We start from the raw sequence: 11,778 nt of genomic DNA, 5'->3' as shown, positions 1-11,778 counted from the left end.
TTATTGTTGGAAGCTATATTTTTTTTCTAAATACTTAATCACATTATGAATAACAAAAGTCATAAACAAATATATTCCACCAGCCACAATAAATACTTCTATAGGCTTAAATGTTGTTGATATGATGTATTTAGCAACACCAGTTAAGTCCATTAGTGTTACTGTGCTTGCTAATGAAGTGCCTTTCATCATTAAAATTATTTCATTTCCGTATGCTGGGAGTGATTGTCTAATCGCAATAGGTATTTGAATTTTATAAAATATAATTTTGTTTGAAATACCTAGACTTTTCCCAGCTTCAATAATTCCTGGTTTTATAGTTTGAAATGCAGATCTTAAGATTTCAGACGTGTATGCGCCTGTATTTAATGTAAAGGCAATAATTGCACACCAATAAGGCTCTTTTAAAACAACCCATAAAACTGTTGATCTTAAATATTCAATTTGTCCTAATCCAAAGTAGATAATAAAAATTTGAACTAATAAAGGAGTACCTCTGAAAACATAAGAGTATCCATAAGCAAATTTATTAATAAATATATTTTTGTTTAATCTTAAGATTGCAAAAAATAATCCAAGAAATAATCCAAAAAACAAAGATGCTGATAAAAGTTTTAAAGTAAGAACAGTTGCTCCTAAGAGTTTTGGAAAACTAGTGATCATTAAATCAAAATCCATTAATAACCCCTACTATATTTTGCTTCTAATTTATTAATTAACTTCATACTTATGTAAGTGAGCAATAAATATAAAACTGCTGCAAAAGAATAAAAAAATAATGGATCTCTTGTAGATCCTGCAGCAATATAAGATTGTCTCATGATTTCGACCAAACCAGTTACTGATATTAAAGAGGTATCCTTCAAAGTAATTTGCCAAACATTACTTAAATTTGGAATTGCTAATCTTAACATTTGAGGAAGAATTATTTTATAAAATTGACCAAACTTGCTTATTCCTAAAACTTTAGCAGCTTCGAACTGCCCTTTATCAATAGACTGAATGGCTCCTCTAAAAACTTCTGTTGAGTAAGCTCCTGAAATTATACCAATCGCAACTGCGCCAGTAATAAATGCATTAATCTCTATGTATTCGTAATAACCAAATATTGATGCAACATACATGATTGCACCACTCCCCCCAAAAAATAATAAATATATTACTAATAGTTCTGGCACACCTCTAATTACTGTCGTGTAAAAATTACCTATAAAGTTTAGTGTTTTATATTTTGAAAGTTTAAGAGGAGTAAAAATTAAAGCAAACAGGAAGCCAACTAACATCGCTGTAACAGATACAGCAACAGTCATTAAGGTTGCGTAAAATAACTCGTCACCCCAACCTGTTTTTCCAAATGCAAGAAGTTCCATATAGACTGGCGACTATATATTATAGTCGCCAAATCCAAAATTAATTACATAGAAGCGTCGAAACCAAAATGTTTAATTGCAAGTTTGCTTATTATTCCTTGTTTTCTAGCTTTGTTAATTGCTTTATTGAAATCTTTTAAGATTTTAGCGTCTCTTTTTCCGATTTTGCTATCACTAGCTTGTCTGATTCCAACACCAACTCCATTTCCAAATGCACCTCCTGAAAAAGTTGGTCCAACTAAAACAACTGGCTTACCAGATTTATCTGCATAATCTGTAAACGCTACAGCTGCAGCAAGTGCAACATCACATCTTCCAGAAGTTAAATCTAAGTTAACCTCGTCTTGAGTTTTGTAAGTTCTAACATTTACACTGCCAACATCACCAGATTCTAAAAAGTTTTGGTGAATTGTACCTGTTTGAGTACAGACTGTTTTTCCAGCAAGAGCATCAGTTAGAGTTTTAAGTGCTTTTTTAACACTAGAACCACCTAAAGATAAATTGATACCTTCTGGTGTATCCATGCCTTCTAAGCTTGAACCTTTCATTACAGCAAGAGATGCAACTTCATCAGCATAACCTTGTGAGAAAGTAATTGTTTTCTTTCTTTCATCAGTGATTGACATGCCGGCCATGATTGCATCAAATTTTCTCATTACTAATGCAGGTATCATACCATCCCAATCTTGCTCAACGATTGTACACTCATACTTCATAATTTTACAAAGCTCTTGAGCTAGCTCAACCTCAAACCCAATTAAATTGCCAGAAGCATCTTTTGAATTCCATGGAGGATAAGCACCTTCAGTTCCAATTTTAATTTTCTCAGCAGAAACATTTCCGATGATCAAAAAAGAAGCTAGAACTGTTAAAATAGTTTTTTTGAATATATTCATATTTTCTCCTTTAATTGGAATAATTATTTCACAATTTTTAGAAAGAAAAAAGAAAAATTAATGATTTATTGATGATGAAAAATTCCAAGCACAATCAAAACTTGGTATGTAAACTCTAGATAATTTAGCATTACCAAAATTTTGATTAAAGACATTTAACCAACTATCAACTTGCTTAGGTTTTTTATCCTGACTACCAACTTGAGCTGTAATTACTCCTTTTGGTTTTAATATTCTCACCAATGAATCCATATTTTTTGCCGCAAGATCGATGCAAAACTGATCATCATTAAGATCGACAAAAATATGATCGTAAGTATCATCAGCAACTGATTTAATACTTTCAAATGCATCTCCCCATACACATTTAACTGAATTTTTTTCTGTAGCTTTTTTTCCAATATCACCAAGATGTTTATTGCAAACATCTACAACTTCTGGATCTAACTCATACCAATCAGTAAAGTTAAAATTTTTTGAAATACATTCTCTTGCAACTCCACCATCTCCACCTCCGATGATAGCTGCTCTTTCATTATCTTTGTTTAAATTTAAACCTGAACCAACAAATGTAGAGCTGTATAAGTGTTCATCGGTTGCAGCAACTTGAATTTCACCATCTATAAACAATGATTTTCCAAACTGCTCAAGATCTAAAATTTCAATATGTTGACCAACTTTGGATTTAAAATCTTCCAAAACATCATTTACTACATAAGATTTTTGTAAACCTGGAGAACTATAAATGTCATGATAAAGTGATTTTGTATCTCTATTAAATTCTTTTTTAACAATTCTTGTATGTTCAAATTCTTTTTTAATTATATTGATTGCAACTGTCGGACTTACTTTTCCACAAGTAAAAAAATCAAAACTGATTATTCCTTTTTCAGGAAATGTATGAAAACTAATATGGCTTTCTGCTAAAAGAGCCAATATTGTGAAACCTTGTGGTTCAAATTTATATTTAGAAATATTTAATATTGTAACTTTTGCAGCTTTTGCAATTTCATGAATTACTTTTTCATAAACAGAAGGATCGTACTCTTTTGTAGTCCCAATGATGTCTAGAGTTATATGCTCTCCAACTTTGGTCATTAGCTATCCTTTTTATAATTTTTAGCTTTGGATAAAACTTTATTCATTTCTGCTATAGAAAGAATTTTAGGCTTACCCAATTTCAGGCTCGTTATATACTGAAGCGATATATTTTCAACCTCTTCAGCTAACTCAAAAGCTTTTGGTAAATTATCTTCAAATGCAATCTGACCGTGATTTGCAATTAAACAAGCTTTTCTCCCTTTTAGAGCTCTTAAAATATTTTTAGATAACTCTCTTGTTCCAAAGGTTGCATATTTTGCACATTTAATGTCATTGCCACCAGCCATTGCAACCATGTAATGAAAAGGAGGTATCCCTTTATTATGAGTAGATACAGCAGTTGCATTTGTTGAATGAGCATGAACAATTGCTTTAGCTTCTTTTTTATTTTTATAAATATCTTGATGAAATTTCCATTCTGAGGAAGGAATACCTTTTTTCTTGTCAAAATTACCGTCCAATGTAACGAACACTATATCTTTATTTTTTAAAGTTGAGTATTTTTTTCCAGACGGGGTAATTAGAAAACCATTTTTATACCTTACTGAGATATTTCCAGATCTTAAAGCTGATAATTTTTTTGTATTCAACATTTTTGAATATCGAATAATTTCAGAACTTAAATTTTTCATTTGAATAAGTTTTTTAATCCATTGGTGGAAGCTTTGCATACTCCTCTTTCAGTAATTAATCCACTTACATATTTTGCAGGAGTTACATCAAAAGCTAAATTCATTGCTTTACTTTTTTGTGGGTATATCAAAACTTTCTTAACTTGATTGTTTTCATCAATACCCTCAACATGAGACAATTCCTCAGAATTTCTTTCTTCAATAGGAATGTCTTTTGCATCTTTGATATTCCAATCAATTGTTGAACTTGGAAGTGCAACATAAAAAGGGACTTTGTTATCATGTGCAGCTAAAGCTTTTAGATAAGTTCCAATTTTATTGCATACATCTCCATTGGACAAAGTTCTATCTGTTCCAACAATACACATATCAACTTCGCCTCTTTGCATTAAAATCCCTCCAGTATTATCAGCAATAATTGTATTTGGAATTTCTTCTTCGTTTAGCTCATATGAGGTTAAATTTGCACCTTGGTTTCTTGGTCTTGTTTCATCTACCCAGACATGAACTGGAATTCCTTTTTTATGAGCATGATAAATTGGAGAAGTTGCTGTTCCCCAATTAATAGTTGCTAACCAACCTGCATTGCAATGAGTTAAAATATTTACTGTACTTTTTTTCTTATTATAAATTTCTTCAATTATTCTTAATCCATTAATACCAATATTCTCACAAAATTTTTCATCCTCATCACAAATTTCTTTAGCTTCTTTTAAAGCTAAATCTAAAATTTGATCACTATTGATGCCAGATAATTTTTTCATCATACGATCAACTGCCCATTTTAAGTTTATTGCTGTAGGTCTTGATTTAATTAACTCTTCTGAACATTTATTTATAAATTCTTGAGAGTTGTTCTCATGAATAGCCAAAACTATTCCGTAAGCAGCTGTTGCCCCAATTAAAGGAGCACCTCTAACTTCCATAATCTTGATTGCATTTATTGCATCTTTAACTGATTTAAGATCTTTTATTATAAATTGATGTGGAAGTTTTGTTTGATCAATTATTTTTACTATTTTATCCTCGTACCATATTGTTCGGTATTCTTTTCCTTGAATTCTCATTTATTCAAAACTCTACCTGCAATCGTTTTTAACTTATCTATTGTTTTTTGGGTTCGTTTTTCCGGAGCAGTAATAATAGCTACATCTAAGCAATTATTGGTTGGATCATTTGGATCTATATGATCTTCAAAATTATCAATTAAATTTTTAATCATAACTTTTGCTTTTTCAGCATTTCCTAATAAGACTTTAATCACTTGTTGAACATCAACATTTTCATGATCTGGGTGCCAACAATCAAAATCTGTAACCATTGAAACTGAGGCATATCTAATTTCTGCCTCTCTTGCTAATTTTGCTTCAGGCATATTGGTCATACCAATTACATCTGCTTTCCAAGATCTGTATAAATTAGATTCTGCCAATGTAGAAAATTGAGGACCCTCCATAACAACATAGGTTCCATTTCTTTGATATTCTATATTGGATTTTTTAATCGCATCTTCACAAGCATTCATTAATCCATTAGATGTAGGATGTGCCATAGATACATGAGCAACGATTTCATCATCAAAAAAAGTTTTTACTCTTGCAAAAGTTCTATCAATAAATTGATCAACAATAACAAATTTTCCAGGTGGCAATTCTTCTTTCAGAGATCCTACGGCTGAAACTGAAACAATATCAGTAACACCTAACTGTTTTAAAGCATCAATATTTGCTCTAAAATTTATATTCGATGGAGGAATAAAATGCCCTCTCCCATGTCTTGGCAAAAAATAAACTTCTTTATTATTATAATTAGTTTTTAATATTTGATCAGATGGTTTGCCCCAAGGTGTATTTATTTCTAATAATTCTCTGTTAGTAAATTCTTCAACATCATACAGACCACTTCCACCAATTATTGCTAATTTATTTGTTGTCATAATTTTAAATATATTTATTTATAATTGAGTATTATGAATTTAAAAGATCATATTAGATCAATTCCTGATTATCCTAAAAAAGGTATTCTATTTAGGGATATAACTACTCTAATTAAAAACGAGGAAGCTTTTGCTGAAACAATTAATCAAATCATTGAAAGATCTAAAAAATACAAAATTGATAAAATTGCTGCAATAGAATCAAGGGGTTTCGTGTTTGCCTCTGCCGTTTCTTATATACTTAAAAAACCTTTTATAATGTTAAGAAAAAAAAATAAATTACCAGCTGAAGTCCATTCTGTAGATTTTGAATTAGAGTATGGCACTGCAACTATTGAGGTTCATAAAGACTCTATTTTAAAAGATGAGTCTGTTTTAATAATTGATGACTTAATTGCGACAGGTGGTACCGCAGAAGCTGCTGCTAAATTGGTTGAAATGTGTGATGCAAAAGTAGCTGCATTTGTTTTTGTTATTAATTTATTTGATTTAGGTGGATCAGATAACTTAGTTAATAAAAACTATAAAGTTGAAAATTTAATTGAATTTCCAGGTCATTAAATGGTAGCGGGAAGTGGGATCGAACCACTGACCTCGGGCTTATGAGTCTATCGCCATGAACCCTGCTCTACTCATCTAGAACAATTACTCCTGTAAATGCTCTCTTTCTTTTCTGGTGACATTGAATCAAATTAAAGAATCTTAGTCAAGAACCAATGTCATTGGAGCGTATATGGAGCAAAGATATTTTATTAAACAATTAAATATTATTTAATAAATTTAAAATACAAAGAAAATAGAATAAAACCTATAAGAAAACTCCTACAAATATCCTTAAGCTTTGATAAAAAAATATATTAATAATTTCAAACATTGAATGAAATAATGTGAATTGTAAAAACTAAAGATAGCGAAAACGCTATTTCAGTTATACCAATTTGTTGGAATAACAGATAAAAAAACTCAAATTGAACAACATCGCTTATTTTATTAATTTAAACTTAGCAAAAAAAAAGTAAAAATATTAATGTGAAAAAAAATATTTTAGCTCTCTTAATATTGTTATTTTCTTCAACAATTACCTGCAGTGCTGAAACTGTTCTTGGAAAGGTTAATGGTTTAGTTTGTATGGATTGCCAAATTAAACTTTTAAAAGCTTTGACAGATAAAGCTGGTGTTAAAACTCATGTTCAAGTAGCTTGGCCAGAAGGAGTTGCAATGGTTGCTTCAAAAAATAAAGCAAACATTACAGAAGATGAATTTAAGAAAATTATAGAAAACAATGGTTTTCAAGTAAAAAAAGTTACTACCATCAATGAGTATATAAACTCTGCAAAAGATGGTGTTAAAATTCTTAAATCTGTAAATTAAAAAAATGGTTGAAGAGCTAGCACAAAAGCTAGACACGTTTCAGTTAATTTTTACTTCACAAATAGATACTCTTTGGGTTTTAATTTGCACTTGCTTAGTATTTCTTATGCAGGGTGGATTCATGTGTTTAGAAGCAGGTATCACTCGTCCCAAAAATAGCATCAATATTGCTTTAAAAAATATTACAGACATGTCTGTTGCAATTACAGTTTTCTGGATGTTTGGTTTTGGCTTGATGTTTGGATCAAGCTTTTATGGAATTTTTGGTACAGAATTTTTTTTCTTCACTTCAGATTATGGCGCTTATCAAGTTTATTTTTTATACCAAGCAGTATTTGTTGCAACAGCAACAAGTATCATTTCAGGTGCAATAGCAGAGAGAACTAAATTTGAAGCTTATATTTTAATTTCACTAATTACATCTGGTTTAATTTATCCAATTGTTGGTCATTGGGGTTGGGCTTCGTTAGTTATAGCAGATTATGGAGCTAATGCTGATCCTGGTTGGTTGGTTGTTTTAGGTTTTTATGATTTTGCAGGTAGTACTATTGTGCATTCTGTTGGTGGTTGGATTGCTTTAGCTTCTTTAATTGTAATTGGCCCTAGAACAGGAAGATTTAACAACACTGGTAATATAAAAATGTATACTAGTTTTCCATTAGCTATTTTTGGAATTTTTTTATTATGGTTTGGATGGTTTGGTTTTAATGGCGCAAGTAATGGAAAATTAGATTTTAATGTTCCACGCATAATGATGAATACTTTTGCAGGTGGTTCAGGAGGATTGTTAATAGGTGTTCTTTACGGTTACTTTAAACAAAAAAATATATCTCCTAGAGCAATTTTAATTGCTCCATTAGCAGGATTGGTTTCCATAACCGCTTCAGCAAATATAATCGATCAAATTCAGGCTTTAACAATTGCAGCCATAGCTTCATTGATTGCTTTAAAAGCTGATGAGCTTTTAGAAAAATTTAAGATAGACGATGTTGTTGGTGCTGTTCCAGTTCATTTATCAGCAGGTATTTGGGGAACAATTGCTGTTGCATTGTTTGCTAATATCGATAATGATTTTTTTAATAACGCTTCAAGATTTGATATTCTTAAATCACAATTAGTAGGAGTGTTAGTTGTTGGGTTATTTGCATTTAGTTCAACATTTTTAATTTTAAAAACAGTAAATAAATTTTATAAATTAAGAGTTACAGGAATTGATGAAGAATTAGGATTAAATATTGCTGAACACGATGAAAATACAACTGAATTAGACCTAATTAAATTTCTTAAAACACAAATTAAAACAAAAGATTTAAAGTTAAGAACTAATCAAGACCCTTTTACTAACTTTGGAATTATAGGTTATTACGTAAACCAAATGTTAACTAAATTAGAAAAATCAGAAAAAGAAGTAGAAATGTGGAGGTCTAGAGTTTTAAAAGAAATAAACCTTGCGGTAGAAGTTCAAAAAAACTTTAAACCAGAAAGAGATCTTACCCAATATCCTGTTTTTGGCCAAAACATTCCAGCTAGGGAATTATCAGGAGATTTTTTTGATATCTATCCTCATAACAAAGATGTTTATTTTATTGTTGCAGATGTAGCAGGTAAGGGAATAAATGCTGCTATGGTGATGGCTAAATCCATTACTTTGTTTGAAATGTTGGTTGGAAACAAACATGGTATTGATGAAGTGGCTCAAAAAATAAATAACGATATTTTCTTAACTAAAACAAGAGGGATGTTTGCTACTGCAATAATTGGAATTTACAATAAAGATAGTGAAGAAATGAGATTTGTAAATGCCGGTCATCAAACACCAATTGTAAAACTTAAGAATGATAGTTTTGAAAAAATTGAAGATGAAAAATTATTCCCACTTGGTATAGCAGAAGTTAATGATCCAAAAAATTATCAAATTAATAAAATAAATTTGAAGAATAAAAGATTTTATATTTACACAGATGGATTATCTGAAATTTTTGATTCTAATGGAAATGAAATAGGGGAACAAGGAATTAAAAAAGTTTTATTAGAAAATAAAAATGAACAAATTAAAAAAGAAATTGAAGCAACTACAAGAGCTTTAATGATCAAAACTACATTTACTGGCAATAAACCAGTTGAGTTAAATGATGATATGACATTTGTTGGATTTGGGAAATAATTATTACTCTCTTCTATAATATTAATTATCGGATATTTTATTAGTACTTTCATTAGCTTCATCTCTTGTCTACATAATTATAGTAGTGCTAACCGTGTAACCAATTGTTTAAAAAGTTCATCTTTTCTCTCCTTTCTTCTAAAATGGATTTTTTTTTATATTCTAATTCTTAATAATTTAACTATTCATAAGTAGAAATTTTTTTCTATACATCACAAAAAAATAAAACACTGTTAGAGTATCAAATACCATAATACAAGATTATAAAATCCTGAACTGAAATTCTATTTGGTGAAAAATTAAAGAAACTTAAACTAATAACCAATTCCCATTGGAGCACTATTGGAGCAAAACGCTTACGATCGTCTAGAATGGTAGCGGGAAGTGGGATCGAACCACTGACCTCGGGCTTATGAGTCTATCGCCATTAACCCTGCTCTACTCATCTAGAACAATTACTCCTGTAAATGCTCTCTTTCCTTTCTAGCTATATTGAATCAAATTAAAGAATCTTAGTCAAGAACCAATGTCATTGACGCGTATATGGAGCAGGATTTGCAGTGATTAGACTCTTGTTTAAGGAATTGTTAATATAGGTTAATGATAAAACTTTTAAAGATTTTGCTTCTAGGTTTGATGTTCGGTGGGAATGCATTTTCATTCGGATTACCAAAAGATGTAGGTTCAGGAAACTCTTATACAAAAAGTCTTGGAAGTGGCTTTAAAAAACATGGTGTTAGAATTGTTAAAAAAGAAGATGGTTTTCCAGTTAGGGCTGGAGAAAAATCTGTAAGATTTGAAGTCAGATTTGGAGATTGTGGAAAAGACAAACCTCCAGGAAAGTGGAGTGATTGTAAAAAAGATCGGCAAAGACACGAATTGAGTGGCAAAAAATTCAAAGGTGAAAAATGGACAGCCTTTTCAATTTATCTTCCAAAAGATTTTAAAAGTGTAGATCCTGTAAAATTAGCAATGGGACAATTCCATCAAAAAGGTGGTTCACCAAATTTAATGTTTCAATTTAATAATTATGGATTTTGGGCAGATAGACAGAGAGGTTTCATGACTATAGAACAAAAATTAATTCTTCCATATGAAGACATGATAGGAAAATGGAATGATATTTTAATACATGGAAATTTTACAAAAAAGGAAGACGGTTTTTTTAAAATTTGGGTCAATAATAAATTAAAATATGAATACTATGGCCAAACTACATGGGGCAAACCTAGCTTTTTTAAATTTGGAATATACCACACTTATGTCAGTAGATTTTCTAACACATACAAAAAACCTTACCCAACTCAAGTTGTTTACTTTGATGAAATTAGACATGGAAATTCACGAGAAAAAGTTGTGAAAGACTTATATTGAATATTAACTAAAAGTGATTAATTTTTTAAATATTCTGTTCAATAAATTTTATAACTTCTTCACCAAGTTCTTTTCTACTATCTTGAAAGCTATGATTTTTTCCTTTTCCTCCTTTACACTTTTTATCTTTAGGAAAATTACCAGACTCAATTGATATAAATTGAGTTTTACCTAAATTAATTTTTTCTAGTCTTTTGTTTAATTTTTTAGCTGTTATGTAATGTGAATTGTCACAAATATCTCTTATGTGATGAAATATTCCAATTGGTAAATTTAAATCTTTGATTTTTCTAAACGGAACTTTAATAGTATTATTTTTAACAGAACCAATGCCAGATGCTGCCAATATAACACCTGATATCAATTTAGAATTATCAGGAGAAGCAGATAAATAAGCAAGTGTTCTTGCGGCCCCAAAGCTTTGTCCACCTAACCAAATTGGTTTTTTATATTTCTCTTTGTAAAATTTAATTATGCTTTTAATTCTATCCGCTTGATCAGGTTTATATGCCATTGGTGCGTAACCATCAGATCTTTTTTGGCTACCTGAGCTTATATTATAAGGATTAAACATGACTACCATGTCATATCTTCCTTCAACTTCTGATAATGGATCTGTACTAAAAAATTGACCTGTACCACCTGATAACCAAACAATTATAGGTTTATCATTTTTTTCTTTTGCTTCGATAAATCTAGTAAGTGTTAAATCAAATTTTTTATCACACTTTGGTTCATTGCACGGAACTATTTCTGAAAAACTAAAATTTGGTTTAAGTATTATTAAAAATATTAATAATAACTTTTTCATTTTCCTAGATTAACAAACCTAAGTACCTCCTACAACACCCAGAAACTAATAGTTGAAACTATGAATGTGAACAGAATTTAAAGAATCTTAATAACGGACCAATGTCAATGACGCATATATGGA

General features: G+C 30.2%; 12 protein-coding genes. 4 read left to right on the top strand and 8 right to left on the bottom strand.

Annotated elements, in window-relative coordinates; genetic code table 11:
* The 7 genes from ACTTBK_RS01575 to ACTTBK_RS01545 are packed head-to-tail and all read right to left on the bottom strand — an operon-like array spanning position 1 to position 5,935.
* The gene (locus ACTTBK_RS01575) at positions 1–678 is read right to left on the bottom strand and encodes an ABC transporter permease (RefSeq protein ID WP_440618289.1); all 678 of its coding nucleotides are present in this window, start codon (positions 676–678) and stop codon (positions 1–3) included.
* Positions 678–1,370 carry an ABC transporter permease gene (locus tag ACTTBK_RS01570; RefSeq protein WP_440618288.1) on the bottom strand — a complete coding sequence of 231 codons (693 nt, stop codon included), beginning with the start codon at positions 1,368–1,370 and terminating at the stop codon, positions 678–680. The genes ACTTBK_RS01575 and ACTTBK_RS01570 overlap by 1 nt, the downstream gene beginning before the upstream one ends.
* A gap of 44 nt (positions 1,371–1,414) precedes the next feature.
* Positions 1,415–2,266 (bottom strand): transporter substrate-binding domain-containing protein, encoded by an 852-nt coding sequence (locus tag ACTTBK_RS01565; RefSeq protein WP_440614231.1) that lies wholly within the window; start codon positions 2,264–2,266, stop codon positions 1,415–1,417.
* A 57-nt stretch (positions 2,267–2,323) separates the two neighbouring features.
* Positions 2,324–3,364 carry an adenosylmethionine decarboxylase gene (gene speD, locus ACTTBK_RS01560; RefSeq protein ID WP_440618287.1) on the bottom strand — a complete coding sequence of 347 codons (1,041 nt, stop codon included), beginning with the start codon at positions 3,362–3,364 and terminating at the stop codon, positions 2,324–2,326.
* Positions 3,364–3,999, bottom strand: a complete 636-nt coding sequence (locus tag ACTTBK_RS01555; RefSeq protein WP_440618286.1) for a class II aldolase/adducin family protein — start codon at positions 3,997–3,999, stop codon at positions 3,364–3,366. Before ACTTBK_RS01555 ends, speD begins: the two co-directional genes overlap by 1 nt.
* A complete protein-coding gene (gene mtnA, locus ACTTBK_RS01550; RefSeq protein WP_440618285.1) occupies positions 3,996–5,066 on the bottom strand; it encodes an S-methyl-5-thioribose-1-phosphate isomerase in 1,071 nt (356 codons plus the stop codon). The genes ACTTBK_RS01555 and mtnA overlap by 4 nt, the downstream gene beginning before the upstream one ends.
* A complete protein-coding gene (locus ACTTBK_RS01545; RefSeq protein WP_440618284.1) occupies positions 5,063–5,935 on the bottom strand; it encodes an S-methyl-5'-thioadenosine phosphorylase in 873 nt (290 codons plus the stop codon). The genes mtnA and ACTTBK_RS01545 overlap by 4 nt, the downstream gene beginning before the upstream one ends.
* A 33-nt stretch (positions 5,936–5,968) precedes the next feature.
* Here ACTTBK_RS01545 and ACTTBK_RS01540 point away from each other — a divergent pair, with 33 nt between their 5' ends.
* The 4 genes from ACTTBK_RS01540 to ACTTBK_RS01525 all read left to right on the top strand — a co-directional run bounded on the left by ACTTBK_RS01540 (position 5,969) and on the right by ACTTBK_RS01525 (position 10,844).
* The gene (locus ACTTBK_RS01540) at positions 5,969–6,496 is read left to right on the top strand and encodes an adenine phosphoribosyltransferase (RefSeq protein WP_440618283.1); all 528 of its coding nucleotides are present in this window, start codon (positions 5,969–5,971) and stop codon (positions 6,494–6,496) included.
* 468 nt (positions 6,497–6,964) lie between these two features.
* Complete coding sequence (locus tag ACTTBK_RS01535; protein ID WP_440618282.1) at positions 6,965–7,306, top strand: hypothetical protein; 342 nt, start codon at positions 6,965–6,967, stop codon at positions 7,304–7,306.
* 4 nt (positions 7,307–7,310) lie between these two features.
* Positions 7,311–9,470 carry an ammonium transporter gene (amt, locus tag ACTTBK_RS01530; RefSeq protein ID WP_440618281.1) on the top strand — a complete coding sequence of 720 codons (2,160 nt, stop codon included), beginning with the start codon at positions 7,311–7,313 and terminating at the stop codon, positions 9,468–9,470.
* 600 nt (positions 9,471–10,070) lie between these two features.
* Positions 10,071–10,844: a heparin lyase I family protein gene (locus ACTTBK_RS01525; protein WP_440618280.1), complete on the top strand. Its 774-nt coding sequence runs from the start codon at positions 10,071–10,073 to the stop codon at positions 10,842–10,844.
* Between the two features lie 25 nt (positions 10,845–10,869).
* On the opposite strand, the gene ACTTBK_RS01520 is transcribed toward ACTTBK_RS01525, so the two are convergent.
* Positions 10,870–11,655, bottom strand: coding sequence for a hypothetical protein (locus tag ACTTBK_RS01520; protein WP_440618279.1), 786 nt, complete (start codon positions 11,653–11,655; stop codon positions 10,870–10,872).
* Positions 11,656–11,778 lie beyond the last annotated feature (123 nt).

Source organism: Candidatus Pelagibacter sp. HIMB1493, from assembly GCF_052047995.1.
In the GTDB taxonomy this organism is placed as follows: Bacteria; Pseudomonadota; Alphaproteobacteria; order Pelagibacterales; family Pelagibacteraceae; genus Pelagibacter.
The sequence above is the reverse complement of the archived record's forward strand: the minus strand, read 5'-3'. Positions and strand labels throughout refer to the sequence as shown.